At 71.8% G+C, this 17,092-nt stretch carries 11 protein-coding genes and 3 pseudogenes; 13 read left to right on the forward strand and 1 reads right to left on the reverse strand.

What is annotated here, in order from left to right; translation table 11 throughout:
- Nucleotides 1-164 precede the first annotated feature (164 nt).
- The 6 genes and pseudogenes from ABT130_RS09590 to ABT130_RS47755 form a co-directional block, all read left to right on the forward strand.
- A complete protein-coding gene (locus ABT130_RS09590; protein ID WP_350954293.1) occupies nucleotides 165-605 on the forward strand; it encodes a universal stress protein in 441 nt (146 codons plus the stop codon).
- A 292-nt stretch (nucleotides 606-897) separates the two neighbouring features.
- A pseudogene (locus tag ABT130_RS09595) lies at nucleotides 898-1,212 on the forward strand (P-type ATPase actuator domain-containing protein); the annotation flags it as partial.
- Nucleotides 1,213-1,249: 37 nt separating this feature from the next.
- A complete protein-coding gene (locus tag ABT130_RS09600) occupies nucleotides 1,250-2,911 on the forward strand; it encodes a heavy metal translocating P-type ATPase (protein WP_350954295.1) in 1,662 nt (553 codons plus the stop codon).
- 154 nt (nucleotides 2,912-3,065) lie between these two features.
- The gene (locus ABT130_RS09605) at nucleotides 3,066-3,398 is read left to right on the forward strand and encodes a YciI family protein (protein WP_350926031.1); all 333 of its coding nucleotides are present in this window, start codon (nucleotides 3,066-3,068) and stop codon (nucleotides 3,396-3,398) included.
- Nucleotides 3,399-3,446: 48 nt separating this feature from the next.
- A pseudogene (locus ABT130_RS47750) lies at nucleotides 3,447-4,703 on the forward strand (RNA polymerase sigma factor); the annotation flags it as partial.
- 84 nt (nucleotides 4,704-4,787) lie between these two features.
- Nucleotides 4,788-5,435, forward strand: a pseudogene (locus ABT130_RS47755) (site-specific integrase); the annotation flags it as partial.
- A gap of 222 nt (nucleotides 5,436-5,657) precedes the next feature.
- On the opposite strand, the gene ABT130_RS09615 reads toward ABT130_RS47755, so the two are convergent.
- Nucleotides 5,658-6,233: a GNAT family N-acetyltransferase gene (locus ABT130_RS09615; protein ID WP_350954299.1), complete on the reverse strand. Its 576-nt coding sequence runs from the start codon at nucleotides 6,231-6,233 to the stop codon at nucleotides 5,658-5,660.
- Between the two features lie 384 nt (nucleotides 6,234-6,617).
- Here ABT130_RS09615 and ABT130_RS09620 point away from each other — a divergent pair, with 384 nt between their 5' ends.
- The 7 genes from ABT130_RS09620 (at nucleotide 6,618) to ABT130_RS09650 (ending at nucleotide 17,065) form a co-directional block, all read left to right on the forward strand.
- Nucleotides 6,618-7,124 (forward strand): hypothetical protein, encoded by a 507-nt coding sequence (locus ABT130_RS09620; RefSeq protein WP_350954301.1) that lies wholly within the window; start codon nucleotides 6,618-6,620, stop codon nucleotides 7,122-7,124.
- Nucleotides 7,124-8,524, forward strand: a complete 1,401-nt coding sequence (locus ABT130_RS09625; RefSeq protein ID WP_350954303.1) for a hypothetical protein — start codon at nucleotides 7,124-7,126, stop codon at nucleotides 8,522-8,524. Before ABT130_RS09620 ends, ABT130_RS09625 begins: the two co-directional genes overlap by 1 nt.
- A complete protein-coding gene (locus tag ABT130_RS09630) occupies nucleotides 8,521-9,888 on the forward strand; it encodes a vWA domain-containing protein (protein WP_350954305.1) in 1,368 nt (455 codons plus the stop codon). The genes ABT130_RS09625 and ABT130_RS09630 overlap by 4 nt, the downstream gene beginning before the upstream one ends.
- 12 nt (nucleotides 9,889-9,900) lie before the next feature.
- On the forward strand, nucleotides 9,901-11,016 hold the full coding sequence (locus ABT130_RS09635) for an ATP-binding protein (RefSeq protein WP_350926043.1): 1,116 nt from the start codon (nucleotides 9,901-9,903) through the stop codon (nucleotides 11,014-11,016).
- An 82-nt stretch (nucleotides 11,017-11,098) separates the two neighbouring features.
- The gene (locus ABT130_RS09640) at nucleotides 11,099-13,885 is read left to right on the forward strand and encodes a DUF5682 family protein (RefSeq protein ID WP_350954307.1); all 2,787 of its coding nucleotides are present in this window, start codon (nucleotides 11,099-11,101) and stop codon (nucleotides 13,883-13,885) included.
- A 350-nt stretch (nucleotides 13,886-14,235) separates the two neighbouring features.
- Nucleotides 14,236-14,784 carry a hypothetical protein gene (locus ABT130_RS09645; protein WP_451935516.1) on the forward strand — a complete coding sequence of 183 codons (549 nt, stop codon included), beginning with the start codon at nucleotides 14,236-14,238 and terminating at the stop codon, nucleotides 14,782-14,784.
- 901 nt (nucleotides 14,785-15,685) lie between these two features.
- Nucleotides 15,686-17,065, forward strand: a complete 1,380-nt coding sequence (locus ABT130_RS09650) for a helix-turn-helix transcriptional regulator (RefSeq protein ID WP_350954310.1) — start codon at nucleotides 15,686-15,688, stop codon at nucleotides 17,063-17,065.
- Nucleotides 17,066-17,092: the final 27 nt, after the last annotated feature.

Raw genomic sequence — 17,092 nt, forward strand, 5'->3', positions numbered from 1 at the left:
AGCCGGGCCGGGGAGACGGCACGGTCTGCTGTGACCAACGATACCCATTCCGCGGGCAACGGCCCGCGACAGGGGACGGAAGTCCCTGGTGAGGGGGTCGTTGGTCCGCTGCGGGGAACGCCGCCACGCGGTCGGATGGAGGGGGAGTCCGAGGGGGCGACGACATGACGGCGCATGTGGTGGTGGGCACGGACGGCTCGGCCCCCGCGGAGGGCGTGGTCGCCTGGGCCGCCGATGACGCGGTACGGCGCAGGTGCGCGCTGCGGATCGGGTACGTGTGCGAACCGTGGACCTACGACATCCCGCTGCAGACCCCGCCCGGCTTCCGGGATTCCGTGACCGAGTACTGCCAGGGGGCGCTGGGGAGCGCGGTCGCCGTGATGCGCGGGCGCGCACCCCACCTGGAGGTGGAGGTCGCGCTGCGGGAGGGCCGGGTGACGGAGATCCTCCAGCGTGAGGCCGAGGGCGCCGAGCAGATCGTGGTGGGCGGCCGAGGGCTGGGCGGGTTCACCGGGCTGCTGCTCGGATCGGTCTCCCTGGCCCTGGCCGGGCGTGTGGCCGCGCCGATCGTGATCGTCGCATTGTCCACCGGCCGAAGGTCCTGATCCCGGCACGGCTCGCCAGGAGGCTGGGAAAATGGGACGTTTATCGGCCATCGCCCTTCTTGTGGGCACCATGGCCGGACTGCTGGCCGGTCTCGCGCTCCGCCTGACCGGCGCGGAGGCGGCCGCCGACATCGTGTGGGCGGTGGTCACCGGCGTGTCGCTGGTGCCCGCGGCGGGATGGGTGGTGTCGGCGCTGCGGAGCGGCCGGATGGGTGTGGACGCCATCGCCGTCCTCGCCCTGGCCGGAGCGCTCGCCGTGGGGGAGTACCTCGCCGGTGCCCTGATCGGCGTGATGCTCGCCACCGGGCGGGCACTGGAGGAGCACGCCCTGCGCCGGGCCCGCCACGACCTGACCGCCCTGTACGAACGGGCACCGCACTCGGCCCGGCGCTACGAGAACGGGGTGCCGGACCTCGTGCCGGTCGAGCAGGTTCGCCCGGGCGACCTGCTGCTGGTCCCCAGCGGGGAGATGGTCCCCGTCGACGGCGCGGTGGTGGGCGATCTCGCGCTGCTGGACGAGTCGGCGCTGACGGGGGAGTCGGTACCGGTGGAGTACGCCGCGGGGGAGGGGGTGCGCAGCGGCGTGGTGAACGCCGGTGCCGCCTTCGACATGCGGGCCACCCGGACCGCGGCCGACAGCGCCTATGCGGGAGTGGTGCGGCTGGCGCGGCAGACAGAGACCGACAGCGCCCCCGTCGTACGGCTCGCCGACCTGGTTCCTGCCGGTCACCCTGCTGTTGGCGGCGGCCGCCTGGCTGCTGTCCGGCCAGCCGGTACGGGCCGTCGCGGTACTGGTCGTCGCCACCCCCTGCCCGCTGCTGCTCGCCGCACCCGCGGCCATCGCCTCCGGGCTGTCTCGCACGGCACGGCACGGCGTGGTGGTCAAGGGCGGTGGAGCACTGGAGCGGCTGGGCCAGGCACGCACGCTCATCCTGGACAAGACCGGGACGCTGACCGCGGGCCGGCCCCGGGTGATCGACGTCGTGGCCGCGCCCGGCGTCCGTACCGACGACGTGCTGCGCCTGGCCGCTGCGGTGGATCAAATGTCGTCGCACGTGCTCGCCGCCGCGATCGTCGACGCGGCCCGCGCGCGCGGTGCCGAGCTGCCGCAACCGGCCGAGATCCAGGAGAGGCCGGGCACCGGCACCACGGGGGTGGTGGACGGGCACCGGATAGAGGTCGGCAAGGCGACGACCTCCTCGTCTTCGGAGTGGGAACGGATCCAGCGGGCGCGGGCCGCGCTGGACGGGGCCATGACCGTCTGGGTGACGCTGGACGGCCGGGCGGCCGGGGTGATCCTGCTCCGCGACGCCATCCGGGCCGACGCCGCGCGAACGCTGCGGCGGCTGCGCGCCGCGGGCATCGAGCGGGTGGTCATGCTCACCGGAGACCGGGCCGAGGTCGCCGAGAGCGTGGGCGTGGTACTCGGCATCGACCAGGTGCTCGCCGAGCAGACCCCCGCGGCCAAGGTCGAGGCGGTACGGCGGGAGGCGACCGGCGCGGTGACCGTGATGGTGGGCGACGGGATCAACGACGCCCCGGCCCTGGCGGCGGCCGACGTCGGAGTGGCGATGGGGGCACGGGGGTCCGCCGCCTCCACCCAGGCCGCGGACGTGGTGCTCACCACCGACCGCCTGGACCGGCTCGCCGACGCGATGGACGTCGCCCGCCGCTCCCGGCGCATCGCCGTACAGAGCGCGGCCACCGGGATGGCGCTGTCGCTGCTGGCCATGGTGGTGGCCGCGGCCGGAGCCCTGCCGCCCGCGGCCGGCGCCCTCCTGCAGGAGGGCATCGACATCGCGGTGATCCTCAACGCGCTACGGGCGCTGCGTCCCACGCGGGGAACCCGGCCGCTGATGGACTCCGCCACCGAATCCCTGCTGCGCCGCTTCGAGATGGAGCACTCCTCGCTGCGGCCGACCCTGGAACTGATCCGCGAGACGGCCGACGAGCTGGGCAGGGTCCCGCCCACGGCGTCACTCGATCGGCTGCGAGAGGTCCAAGCATTCCTCACCGAGCGACTGCTGCCTCACGAACGGGCCGAGGAACAGCGGCTGTATCCGGCCATGGGGCAGGTGCTGGGCGGCCCGGAGGTCGTGATGACCATGAGCAGGGCGCATGCCGAGATCGAACGCCTGGCACGACGCCTGGGAAGTCACCTCGCCCTCATCGAGGCCGGCGGGCCGCGCCCGGAGCAGCTCGACGACCTGCGCGCCTGCCTCTACGGCCTGTACGCCGTTTTGATCCTCCACTTCGACCAGGAGGAGGAGGCCTACTTCTCCCTGGCCGCCGGTTCGTCGGCGTGACCCGGCTTGCGAAGGCGTGAACGGTGCGCATTCCCTGTCACATCCGATCGCCGCCCTGGTCAGACGAGGCGTGTCGATTTTCACCGGCCTCGATCGACGCACAGCTGGAAAGCGGTGAGGATCGGTTCTCTGAGCACCCGAAGGAGATATGACGATGCGATTCCTGATGACCACCAAGGGCGGCGACGCGGCACCCCCGAGCGAGGCGGTCCACGTGGAGATGGCCGCGTTCGTCGAGGAGATGACCCGGGCGGGGGTGCTGCTGGCGACCGGTGGCCTGGACCCGGTCGGCCTCCGCGTCTCGGCCTCCGGTGGCGAGATGACCGTCACCGACGGGCCGTTCACCGAGACGAAGGAGGCCATCGTCAGCTTCGCGCTCATCGAGGCGCGCTCGCAGCAGGAGGCCATCGAGCTCTCCCGGCGCTTCTGGAAGATCATCGGCGAGGGGGAGGGCACCATCCAGCAGGTCTTCGGCCCACAGGACTGATCGGGCGCTTGCGTACCCGGCCCGGCGGGTGCTGTGATCGAGCCCGTGATGCCCCGGGACGCCCATCGTGCGGTCGACGAGGTCTGGAAGATGGAGTCGGCGAGGATCATCGCCGGGCTCGTCCGGATGCTGGGCGACGTGGGACTGGCCGAGGAGCTCGCGCAGGACGCGCTCCTCGCCGCCCTCGAACGGTGGCCTGACTCAGGCGTTCCGGATAATCCGGGTGCCTGGCTCATGGCCGTCGCCAAACGTCGCGCCATCGACCACCTGCGGCGCGGCGAGCGGCTCGAGCGCGGGCACGAGCAGCTCGCCCACGAGCTCGCCACCCGGCCGGACGGCACCGAGGCCGAGACCGACGCGGCACTCGACGACGAGGTGGGCGATGACGTCCTGCGCCTGATGTTCGTCTCCTGCCACCCGGCGCTGTCCGCCGAGTCCCGGGTGGCGTTGACGCTGCGGTTGCTCGGCGGCCTGCGCACCGACGAGATCGCGAGGGCCTTTCTCGTCTCCGAGCCGACCGTCGCGCAGCGCGTCGTCCGGGCCAAACGCACCCTCGCCGAACTCGGGGTTCCCTTCGAGGTCCCCACGGGGCCGGACCGGGCCGCGCGCCTGTCATCGGTCCTCGAGGTCATCTACCTGGTGTTCAACGAGGGGTACGCGGCGAGCGCCGGCGACGGCTGGACGCGCCAGGACCTCTGCCAGGAGGCGCTGCGCCTGGGCCGTCTGCTGGCCGGGCTCGCGCCCGGCGAGGCCGAGGTACACGGACTGGTCGCACTGATGGAGCTCCAGGCGTCCCGGCTGGCCGCCAGGACGGGGCCGTCGGGCGAGCCCGTCGCGCTGCACGAGCAGAACCGCGGACGCTGGGACCAGCTCCTCATCCGCCGCGGCTTCGCGGCACTGCTGCGTGCCAGGCAATCCGGCGGACCTCTCGGCCCGTACGTGCTGCAGGCCGCCATCGCGGTCTGTCACGCGCGGGCCCGTACGGCGGAGGAGACCGACTGGGCACAGATCGCCGCCCTCTACGAAACGCTCGTCCGGGTGCTGCCCACCCCGGTCGTGCAGCTCAACCGGGCGGTCGCGCTGGCCATGGCGTACGGTCCCGAGGCGGGGCTGGCACTCGTCGACACCCTGGTGGCCGAGCCGGCGCTCAAGGGCTACCACCGGGTGCCCAGCGTGCGCGGCGACCTGCTGGCCAGGCTAGGTCGCCACGAGGAGGCCCGGCGGGAGTTCGAACGGGCCGCGGCGCTCACTCTCAACGTGCCCGAACGCACGATACTGCTGGAACGCGCCGCGGCCTGCGCGGACGCCGCCACGCCGGGGAGCGCGGTCACCCTGGCCGAGGCCGCGGACGCCTTCCTCGCCCGTGAGGACCTGGACGCCGCGAGCCTCCGTTCCTACCGCCAGACCATGAGCCGGCTCCGTCGCGATCTCGGCGACGACATCCCGTTGCGGGACGTGACCGCCGGACAGGTCGCCGAGGTCTTCGCCACCGCCTGGGAGAGCGCCGCCGCCGCGACGTGGAACAGGCACCGGGGTGCCGTCCGATCCTTCTCCGCCTGGGCCGCGGACCGGGGCCGGCTGAGCGAAGACCTGGCCGCCGGGATCGGTCGCCGGCCCGAGCCCCGGTCGCGCACCCGCCCCATGGAGCCGCCACGCGTCGAGGCGCTGTGGGAGCGGCAGGACCTCGCCCCGCGCGAGCGCGCCCTGTGGCTGATGCTCCACGAGAGCGCGGCCGGGATCGGCTCGGTGCTCGCGCTCAACGTCGAGGACCTCGACCTGGCGGGGATGCGAGGCAGGGCGCCGGGGTCCCGCTGGATTCACTGGCGGTCGGGCACCGCCGAGCTCATCCCCCAGCTCATCGCGGGCCGTCGTCGCGGCCCGCTGTTCCTGTCCGAGCGCAGGCCCGGCCCCGGCCGTCGGCCCGCCCCCGGCGACCTGTGCCCCGAGACCGGCCGCCGCAGGCTCTCCTACGAACGGGCCGAATATCTGTTCAAGCAGGCCACCGGCCACACTCTCCATCAACTGCGGAGCAGATGAACCGTTTCGGCGCGCTTTGGCGCCATGCACCCGATCAGAGATGCCGCTGATCCGGTGAGGTGATCGTGCCGGCGGCGGCGTTCGATCTTCTCGGTGTGGTAGCGGGCCTTGTCGGCTGCTTCTTCTCGACTGGCTCGACCTCGAATAACCCGTCCCCACCACGCATACCGCCATCATCCCGCACGAATGATCACGAAACGCGAGCGGATCGCCTCCATGCTGTCATGCCTGGGGTCGCCGCTCCGGGCGGAGGTTCAGCATGTAGAAGACCTTGTCGAAGCGGCGGGCGCCGACGGCGACGAAGTCGGGCAGACGGCCGTATTCGCTGAAGCCCAGGGACCGGTAGAGGTGCAGGGCATTGCTGTTGTCGCCACGGGCGTCCAGGGTAAGGATCTCGATTCCCGCCCGCCTGGCGTCAGCGATCAAGCCGGTGGTGAGTGCCCGACCGATGCCGCGCCCATGGGCGGCGGCATCCACCGCGATCTTCTCCAGATCGGCGTGCGGACGATGGGTCGGTCGCGCGTAGCGCAGCCAGTACCCCAGCCCGACCAGCCGACGGTCGACGTATGCGACACGCATGGCTGCATCACCGGCGTGCACCGCGGAGACGACGTGGTCGAGGAGCTCCGCCACCTCACCGGGCGAGGGAGGTTCAACCCAGCCAAGTGCGGCACCTCCACGGACCAGGTCCGCCAGGATCTGATGGGCCGACTCCGCAAACCGGGCCCAAAGGTCCGAATCGGACGTCAGCTCCGTCGGGTCAAGGATGACAGGCTCACCGGTCCCGCCGCTGGTCATGGCCGTATTCATGAGCAGCAGCCTAACCAGCCCGAGCCCCAGCAGAGACCCTCCACCCCAGCACCAGCCGTGACCGAGCCACGTTACTGACCCACGCTCCTAGCCACGAACTTCCCGCATGGTTTCAGCCGCCTGGCTGATACGGCGCAGTGCCGCCCGACGACCCGGGCGGCGCTGCGCGTCGAAGGCGTCAGCGTGCGGGGTCGCGGTTGAACGTGGTTTTCGTCCGGACCTATCCGATGGCCGCCATCCAGTCGGCAGGTCCCGCGGTGGGCCGGAATCCGATCAGCATTCGCGCCGGTCCGCCAGGGCGTCGGATGGCCTGCCGTGATTGTGGTTCCTTCGCGGGAGTTCTGTCGGAGCGGTGAGATAGGTTCCCGGTTCATGATCGACTGTTTACCGGCCGGCACGGCCGTGTGGGAGCAGTGCGGCAGGGTGCCGGTGGTGCCACCGGTCCGGCCCCGCAAGCTGGCGAAGGTTCCCTTCGTCGAGCTGGCGGACGGCCGGCTGCAGGGCGTCGTGTCGAGCGGCTCGGACATCGGCCGCGTCTACGTCTCCTCCGTCACCGCGGCCACCCACACCTACAGCTGCAGTACCAACAACAACCGTCCGTGCGGTGGCCTGTCCGGTTCCTACCCGTGCAAGCATCTGCGGGCGCTGACCGCCGAGGCCGTGCTGCAGTACGGCCTCGACCGGGTGGCCCGTTACCTGCGGGCCGAGGTCTCCGAGGGGGCCGACCTGATCGACTGCCTTCGCGGCGGCCTTGGCCCCGCTCCCGCGGCCACCGTGTTCAGCCGTTTCCTGCGCCACCTGGCCTACCTGGAGCTGCCCGACACCACCACGCCGATCCCCGAGCTTCACTGGTTCCCGGCCACGGGGGTGGTGCGCTGATGCTCGCCACACAGCTGACCCGGCTGCGGGGTGGCGAGCCGGCGGGCCTCGGGGAGGCACTGGAGCTGGTGACCGACTTCGACGAGGCTCTGGTGCACGGGCTGGCCCGGCTCTCCGAGCAGCACGCCGCGGCGCTGACCGCTCTGGCCGGCGCCTTCGCGCTCACCCCGATCGGCGAGGGGGCGGCGGAGGCCGCTGCCAAGGTCGTCTCCGGCTCGATCGCCGAGGAGCATCTGACGATGCTGGCAGGCGGCCGGACCGCGCTGCTGGGCGCCGTGCACGACGCTCTGCTGGCCGAACTGGACGCGGCCCTGGGGCGCGAACGCGCCCCGTGGCAGGCAGCGCCGGAGCCTGAGGCGGACGGCGCGGGCAACCTGCTCGCCGCCGCCCGGTCCTGGCTGTGCGAGCTGGCCATCACCGGCTGGCGCGGCGTCGACCACGACCTCGTCTCGGCCTCGGACCAGACCATCGAGGCGCTGCTGGCCGTGCCGGAGCAGCGCAGGCCGGCGGTGCTGCTCGACGGCCTGGCGGCCGAGCTGCGCGCCTGCTGCCCGATCGGCACGATGGAGCGTCTGCCCGTACGGCGCTGGGCCGATCTGTGGACCCGGGCCCTGCTGCTGGCCAGGGCGGGCGGCCAGAGCGGCGAGCGCGTCGCGGCCGAGCGCCTGTCGGGGCGGCTGCTGATCCTCGGTGTCGACGTGCACGAGCACGCCACCGCCGTACAGATGCAGGTGCACGGCGTGCTGGAGCCCGCCGGCGGCGGCCGGGCCCGGCTGGTACGCACCAGCGTGGCCGCCGCCAAGGTGGACACCATCGTCGGCCCCGCCGTCTGGAAGCTGCCGCACCGCCATCCCCGGCTGCTGGGCGCGCTTGCCGAACGGCGCAGCCTGGAGATCACCGATGTGCCCGTGCTGGCCAGTGGTGACCTGGTGTGGGATGACGATCGGGCGCGGGCCGGTGAGCCGGTCGACGCCTTCGCGGTGGCCAGGGTCTCCCTCGCCGGAGCGCTCGCGCCGGCCGCACCGCCCCTGGACCGCCACCCGGTGCTCATCGCCGAGCCGGTGCTGGTGGCGGATTACCAGGTCACCCGTGACGGCTCGTTCGACCTGGGCGGCGCCGTGCTCGCCGTCGACACCGATGGACTGCCCGCCTGCGGCCCGCTCACGCCGAAGCTGGTGGCCGGATCCTCGGAGTGCATCGGGCTGATGCGCTGGGACGGCGGCCGCTGGCTGCTGCAGCCGCTCGCGGTGCGAGCCAAGGTCAAGCGCGAGACGGTCGAGGCGCACAGCGGCGACTGGGCCCTGGGGCCCACCGACCCCAAGGTGGTCAAGGCCGAGGCCAGGGCGGGGGACGCGGTCGCGGTGCTGCGCGAACGAGCCGGACGGTTGCTGAGACGATGAGCCGGCACAGCGAGAACATCACGGCGAGCGCCGAGCAGAACCGGCGTCAGGTGCTCTACTGGCGGCTGCTCGCCCGCCTCTTCGACAGCGACGAGCAGCCCGCGCTGGAGAGCGCGGGCGTGGCCATCGTCGACGATCTCGGACTGCCCGCGGCGTTGCTCGACCCCTCGGTGTCCGTGGACACCCTGGTGCAGCGTTTTCCCGAGCTGGCCGCGGAGTTCCAGGACCTGCTCGCCCTGGGGGAGCGACCGGGGGAGCAACCGGGGGAGCGGGAGGCCGGCCAGGAGGTGCGCAGGGCGGCTCTGGTGTCGAAGCTGCTGCTCAACGTCTTCGCCACCGGGGCGGGCGAGGTCACCGCGACCCGGCTCGCGGCCTGGCAGCAGGACGCCGGCTGGTTCAAGCAGGCCCTGGGCTGTGCGGACGGCCGTCAGGCGGGCGGTGCGGGTGGTGGTGCGGGCGGCGGCGTGAGTGACCGCGAGCTGGCCTCGGTGCTGGCCGGTCTGGAGGCCGACCTGGTCGGCCGCATGCGGTTGCGTGAGGTTCTGGCCGACCCGGTGCTGGCCAGGCAGCTCACACCGAGCATGTCGCTCATCGAGCAGCTGCTGCGTGACAAGGCCAACCTGTCGGGGGTGGCGCTGGCCAACGCCAAGGCACTGATCCGCAGGTTCGTCGACGAGGTCGCCGAGGTGCTGCGCACGCAGGTCGAGAAGACCAGCGTGGGCGCCGTCGACCGCTCGGTGCCGCCCAAGCGGGTCTTTCGCAACCTCGACGTCGAGCGCACGATCTGGAAGAACCTCGTCAACTGGAACCCCGAGGACCAGCGGCTCTACGTCGACCAGCTCTACTACCGGCGCACCGCCAGGCGCACCACGCCGGCCCGGATGATCGTGGTCGTCGACCAGTCGGGCTCGATGGTCGACGCGATGGTCAACTGCACCATCCTGGCGTCGATCTTCGCGGGGCTGCCCAAGGTGGACGTGCATCTGATCGCCTACGACACCCGCGCGCTCGACCTCACCCCGTGGGTGAACGATCCGTTCGAGGTGCTGCTCCGGACCCAGCTGGGTGGCGGCACCGACGGCACGGCCGCCCTGACCCTGGCCCAGCCGAAGGTCTCCGACCCGCGCAACACCGTGGTCGTGTGGATCTCGGATTTCTACGAATGGCAGTGCGAGGCCGTCTTCACCGGACTGGAGGCGCTGCACCGCTCCGGCGTCCGGCTCATCCCGGTGGGTTCGGTGAGCAGCGGCGGCCAGCAGAGCGTCAATCCATGGTTCCGCCAGCGGCTCAAGGACCTGGGCACGCCGGTGATCTCCGGCCACATCCGCAAACTCGTGTTCGAGCTGAAGAACTTTCTCACCTAGGAGCCCCTACCGATGACCAATGAGATGTTGCGCGCGCCCGCCGAGGTGAAGTACGCCGAGGAGCTGGACTGGCTGGAGTCGGTCGACGACGGCCCCAAGCCCTTCTCCTGGCGGCTCAGCCCCCGCATGGTGCGACTGTTCGTGCTCGGTTCCGAGCGCTCCGACGGGCTGGAGCGGGAGATCTCGCAGAAGTGGTTCGGCGAGCGGAGTCTCGTCGAGCGCAGCATCGTGACGCTGGCCTCCGACCGCGGGCTGCTGCTCATCGGCGACCCCGGCACCGGCAAGAGCTGGCTGGCCGAGTTGCTCGCCGCCGCCATCTGCCGCAACTCCACCCTGGGCGTCCAGGGCACGGCGGGCACCACCGAGGACCACATCAAGTACTCCTGGAACGTCTCCATGGTGATCGCCAAGGGGCAGTCCCGCGAGTCGATGATCCCCTCGCCGATCATGACGGCGATGGAGCGGGGGGTGATCGGCCGTTTCGAGGAGCTGACCCGCTCGACCAGTGACGTGCAGGACGCCCTGATCTCGATCCTGTCGGAGAAGTACATCTCCATCCCCGAGCTCGACACCGACAACATCGTGTTCGCCAAGCCCGGGTTCTCCGTCATCGCCACGGCCAACAGCCGTGACCGGGGAGTGAACGACCTGTCCTCGGCTCTGAAGCGGCGGTTCAACTTCGTCAGGATCCCGGTCGTGACGAGCAAGGCCAGCGAGGCGGAGATCGTCCGCTTCCGCACCACCGAGCTGCTGCGCCGCCACCGCATCGAGCTGGACCTGCCGCCCACGCTGCTGGACATCCTGCTGCGGAGCTTCGCCGACCTGCGCGCCGCGGCGGCCTCGGCCACCAGCGAGGACGAGAAGCTGGAGTCGGCGCTGTCGACCGCCGAGCAGATCGGCGTGCTGGAGGACGCCATCCTGCACAGCAACTTCTTCGGTGACCGCACCCTGCGCGCCCAGACGCTGGGCGGCGCCCTGGTGGGCTCGCTGGCCAGGCGCGCTCCCGAGGACCTGGCCATCCTGAACAAGTACTGGCACGGGGTCGTCGAGCCGCGCAGCAAGAAGGAGGGCGGGGAGTGGACGGACTTCCTCGAAGGCGGTCGCCAGGCGATCTCCACGCTGTCGTGACCTCCTTCCCACGACCCGTGGCATCACGCCGAGTTTCCCGCCCAGAGCCAGAGCTCGGGGTCTCCACGCCCGAGGAGATGTGATGAGCACCTTCGCCGCCCTGCGCGAGCAGCTTCTGGATGCCGCCACCGCCTTTGCCGGCGGCCCGGACGCGCTGCCTGAGATCCTGGCGGGCCTGGTCGACGACGTCGACCGGGCGCTGCGCGAGGAGCTGGAGATATTCCCGGTGTGTCACCACTCACCGGCCTCCGCGCTGGCCATGACGCGGCGGCTGCGCGACAGGCAGCCCAAGGTCATCTACCTGGAGTTGTGTGAGGACCTGCGGCCGCTGCTGGAGGAGCTGCGCAACTGCCGGCTGCCGGTGGCGCTGCAGGCGTTCGCCACCGAGCTGGAGGGCTTTCCGCCCGGCTCCGGCCCGCTGAGCGTTGTGGCGCCGCTGACCGAGGCCTCGGCGGAGTACCAGGCCATCGCCTATGCGCTGGACACCCCGGGCGTCGAGCTGGTGCTGGTCGACCGCTCGGCCGACCATGTCTTCCAGTGGCTGCCCCGGGAGGAGGCCGGGCCGGTCACCGCCGAGCGCGACGGCGACCTGCACGGCGACGCCGTGGGTGTCGAGGTGGGCGACCTGAGGCCGCGTTTCGCCGAGCTGGAGGAGCACCTGCTGCGCCACGGCAAGGTCCGCCACTGGTCGGAGTGGTGGGACCAGTACGTCGAGCAGCCGCTGGCCGGCGCGGACTACGACACCTACCGGCAGGCCATGGCGCTGATCGGCAGCCTGTTCCGGCGGCTGGGGCCCGGTGGCGAGCGGCTGGCCGGTGACGAGGAACGCGAGCGCCACATGTGGACCCGGATCCGCGAGCACCTGGCCGTCTCCGGCGCCGACCCGGCGACCTGCCTGTACGTGTGCGGTGCCTTCCACGCCGTCAGCACGGTGCCCGAGTTCGGCCTGGCGGCCGACGCGCCGGCGTACACCATCACCCCTCCTACGGCCACGCGCTGGCTGTACGGGTTGATCCCCTCCAGCCACTCGGCGATCGAGGCCCAGTTCGGCCTGGCCCAGGGGTCGGTGTCGATCGCTGCGGCGACCTGGGCCAAGGCGGCGACGCGCGGCGGCCTCACACCGTACCGGCTGCGGGGGCAGCGGGGCACCCGCTCGCGGACCGTGTCCCCCGCACGGGCCGCGGTGCCGGCCCCCGCAGGGCAGGTCACCGACCGGTTGTCGGGGTTCCTGGCCACGCCGCCCGTGCTGGACGGCCTGGACGAGGCCGAGCTGCGCGGCTGGTGTGTCGACATCGTGCGGCTGGCCCGCCGTAACGGCTATCTGGCCAGCACCGCCGACGCCATCGCGGTGTTCGAGACCTCGATCCTGCTCGCGGGGCTGCGCAACCGGGCCAGGCCGACGCCGTACGACTTCCAGGACGCGGCTGTCACGTGCATCGAGAAGGACGTGGTGCCGGGCCGTCGTGACATCCGCCGCCTGTGCGAGATCCTCCTGGGAGGCGACCGGATCGGCGAGGTCGGCTACGACGCGCTCCCGCCGCTGGCGCGCGACGTGTACGACCGGCTGGAACCGCTCGGGCTGGACCCGGGCAGGCGCACCCAGCAGCGGGCGCTGCTGGACCTGCGGGCCGATCCCGAACTGGTGCCGTGCTCGGACCTGCTGTGGATACTGCGCCAGCTGCTGCCCGAGGGCGCGGTCCGGCCCATCATGGGGGCGCGCCGCCTGGGAGAGCGGCCGATCCAGGAGAGCTGGGACCTGGCGATCGGCCGCCACCAGCGGTCGATCATCGAACTGGGCTACGAGGGCGTCACCGTCGAGCAGGTGCTGGAACAGCGCCTGCGCCGCAAGGTGTGGGAGCCCCAGGCCGGTGCGGGGGTCGCTCTGGCGGCGGTGGAGGACGCCATCCTCTACCTGGGCGGCCGCCGCTTCGCCGACGAGCTCGGCAGCCGCGCGGTGGAACTGCTGGCGGCCGAGCGCACCGTGGACGATGCCCCCGAGGTGCTGCGCCGGATCCGCCGGCTGCTGGCGCACTATCGGGCCACCCAGCCGGACCTGCCTGCCTGGTGCGAGGCGTTCGTCACGGCCGGTTACGCGCACTACTGCACGCTGCTGCCGACCGCCTTCGTGGACGAGGACACCGGAGTCCGCCAGGTCGGTGCCATGCTCGGTTTCCTGTTCTCCATGGAGGGGCTCGCGCTGTCGCTGGGCTGTGACCGGACCCAGCTGGAGCTGGCGGTGCGGCAGGCGCATCCGCAGGAGCCGGCCAAGATGGCGCTGCTGTGGGCGGCCCAGACCCACCTGGGTCTGCTTTCGCAGGCCCAGCTGCGCGCCCGGTGTGACGAGCTGCTGGCCAACCCGCTCGTCATCCCCTCCTTCCCGCTCTATCTGAGCGGGTTCGTCCAGGCGCTCGAACCCGTTCCCGCCCTCGCGCCGTTCGTGGTCGAGGTGCTGTCCAAGGCCTTCGCCCGACTGCCCGACGAGGTCCTGCTGCCGTGGCTGCCGACGCTGATCACGACGTTGCGCCGGCACGCGCTGGAGCTGGTCCCGGTGCTCGTGCGCGAGGCGGGCAGGACCTTCCCCGCCTCCCTGGCCGAGCTCGACGAGTGGGTCGCGCCATGGGAGAGGCCGGCCCGGCCCGTGGCGCCGGCCCGGCCGGCGTCCGCGCCGAGCGGGCCGGTGGCCGGCCTGCTGGCCGGGCACCCGCAGGCGTGTGACGCCGTGGCGGCACTGCTCGGCTGCGTGGGGGAGTGGCCGACGACCACCGAGGGCATCGCGGGCACGGAGGGCACGGTGGGCGCGGCAGCGGGTGAGCTGCTCACCCGGCATCCGGCGACGACCGGCGCGATCGCGGTGCTGCTCACCGGCTGATGACGGGCGAAGCCGCTCGTCAGCGTGCCGCGAGGGCGGGTGTGTCCCCGCCGGGGTTCACTCTCGGAGGGAGGGCGCTCGCCTCACCTGCGGCGATGACGGCTGCCAGGGCGCGGTGTGGTCGGGCGTTTGGCCTCGACGCCGTCCTTCCCCCGTCTGGCGCCTCCGGGGTCCGGAGGGTCGAAAGTCCCATGGGAACGGGACCTCCGGGACCTCGGCGCGAGCCGTACGGCACTGCCTCCGGGCTCTGGAAAACGATGTGATGAGGGTGCGACAGAAACCGGGAGACACCACAGAGAAGGGGAGCCGTCATGGCCACCACTCGCGGACGAGTTCACACCGGGCCGGTCATGAACGCCGCCCCCGTCACCCCCACCCCCGTCACCCCCGTCACCGTCACCCCCGCCGCCGCGAGGCGCCCGGTCGACTACGTGTGGGCGATCGCCCGCATCGCCCTGGGCTGGGTGTTCCTGTGGGCGTTCCTGGACAAGACCTTCGGCTGGGGGTTCGCCACCCCCGCCGAGCGGGCGTGGATCGCCGGGGGCAGCCCCACCACCGGGTTCCTCAAGGGCACCGGGGAGAACGCGCTCGGCGGCCTGTTCGCCGGCCTGGCCGGGCAGGGCTGGGTGGACTGGCTGTTCATGCTCGGCCTGCTCGGCATCGGCGCGGCCCTCATCGTGGGGGCGGGTCTGCGGATCGCGGCCGCCACCGGCGGGCTGCTGATGGTCCTGATGTGGGCGGCCGAACTGCCGCTGACCACCAACCCCTTCATGGACGAGCACCTCGTCTACGCCGTCGTGCTGGCCGGCCTGGCGATGGCTCAGGCCGGTGACACCCTCGGTCTCGGCAGGTGGTGGGGCGCCACCCCGCTGGTGCGGGAGCACCCCGTCCTGCGCTGACCGGCCACCTCGGTGAAAGACCCGCTCCCGGCAAGGGGGCGGGTCTTCCTGGTTTGACGCCGGCCGACATCCCCACCGAGCGGCCTTGAACCGGACTGCGATGGTGGCATCGGCACGGTCACCGGCCGCAGTCGCGACAGTCGGCCGGTCGGTGTCTCGTGCACACGACCAGTCCTAACACTGGAAGGTTTGTGGCCGCCCCCTTCAGATCACGTTCAGGCGAACGGTCGGAGAGTGCTTGGAGGGCCGGGCCGCGGAAACGCGTGCGGGGCGAGCGCGGCGGCAAGGCAGGCGACCGGGACCACGGGTAGGAGACGTAGCGGTGGTCGAAGTCCAGGACGGCGACCGGACCGATGAGCGGTCGAGCATCCGTCCCACTAGGCGGAAATCTCAGGTCAAGTGCGGTTTCCAGGTCCGTTTCGGCGGCGCTCCCGGCGGCTTCGGGCTGGCTTGACGCCCCACTTGGGGCAATTGTATGGTTACTTAGTAGGAAATATAGGAAATGTGTGATGCGGAAGCCGCTCTGTGACGGCGCGGTCACGGATCTCGGCTCGCGGACGACGGCGACGGCAGGGCCGAAGGAAGGGCGTCGATTCCTTGCGGCCGGTGCGGGACACGGAAAGCGCATCGATGACCACTGCTTTTTCTCCCGGCGGAGTGTCGCGTGGAATTAATGGAATATCCGGCTGAAGTCGATCAGCCGGAAAGGGTGCCCCTTCGAAAAGACGTGCGGAGCTCGGCGGTCCATGAACCGTCGCAGCCGCGCTCCATGTCGCCGGACTTCTCGCTGGAATTTCTCCGGAAACTCTTCGATGACGCGTGTTTCGACGAGAAGACGTCGGCACGGGTCGCGGACCTTCTCGACCAGTGGTCCGCGAGAAAGGCGACAGCCCCGCGGTCGGTGAGACGACTGCTGTGGCAGGGGCAGGTGGACGAGGCGCTCCTGGCGCTGCGGAAGCCGAAGGGGCCTGGCTCGCCGGCGCTTGGACCGTTCCGTGCGCTGAGCGACTGGGTCTTCTGCTGGTATCCGGGCCTCCAGGTCCGCGCGCCTCGCGGCGAGATCGAGGTGACCACCGGGCTGGAGGGCATGCGGGTGCTGTCGGCCTTCCTGGACGGACACGCCGACCAGCAGGCCGTCACCCGTGCCGAGCAGGTCCTGCGGTTGTGCCCGATGGGAGACGCGGCGCTGGAGCCGCTCACCGCCGCGCTCGCCACCCTGGTCTACGCCGACCGGGCGGACCTGGCCGGCCGGTGGTGTGAGCCGCTGCTCGAACAGACCACGACCCACTGCGCCCCGACCTGGCAGGGGATGTTCGCAGCGGTCCGGGCCGAGACCGCGATCCGCCAGGGCCGGCTCCAAGAGGCGGAGCGGTGCGCCCACGCGGCGCTCACCCACATGCCGATGGCCGCGTGGGGGGTGGGGCTCGGCCTCCCGCTGGCCAGCATGGTGGCCGCCAAGGTCGGGATGGGCAAGTACGAGGACGCCGCACGCTATCTGGCGGTCCCGGTCCCCGAAGCCATGTTCCAGACTCCGGCCGGGCTGCACTACCTGTCCGCCCGGGGTGGTTGTCACCTGGCGACCGGCGCCGCGCAGGCCGCCCTCACCGACTTTCTGACCTGCGGAGACCTCATGCGGCAGTGGGGGCGCGACCTGCCGGGGATCGTCGCCTGGCGGCTCGGCGCCGCCCGGGCGCACCTGGAGCTGGGCCGGACCGGCGAGGCCAGGACGCTCATCGACGACCAGCTCGACCTGCTGGGGCCGGCCCCGACCCGTACCAGGGGCATCGCGACACGCCTGCGGGCGGCGACGGTCGCCCTCGAGGCGCGCCCGACCGTTCTGGAGGAGGCGGTGGAGGTCCTGCAGATCTCCCACGACCAGCTCGAGCTGGCCCTGGCACTCGCGGAGCTCGGCCGCGCCCACTCCCGTCTCGGGCGGTCCCACCGGGCCAGGACCGTCGAACGCAGGGCCCGCCACATCGCGAGGTCCTGCGGTGCGGAGCCGCTGATCGACGCGCTCTCGCAGAGCCCGCCGCGACCGGGCACTCCGGGCACGCCGAGCACACCGGGCACTCCGGGCGGTGCCGTCCCCGCGGACCCTGGCGACGTGGGACTGAGCGACGCCGAGCGCAGGGTCGCCACCCTGGCGTCCCAGGGATACACCAACCGGCAGATCTCCGGGAAGCTCTATGTCACGGTCAGCACGGTCGAGCAGCATCTGACCCATATCTATCGTAAACTCGGTGTTTCCCGCAGGGTTGATCTCCCGGCTCTTCTCGATTAGCGGCCCCTGTTTTAGGGGTCGCTAGGG

It is taken from the genome of Streptosporangium sp. NPDC001681 (genome assembly GCF_040298085.1).
GTDB lineage: Bacteria > Actinomycetota > Actinomycetes > Streptosporangiales > Streptosporangiaceae > Streptosporangium.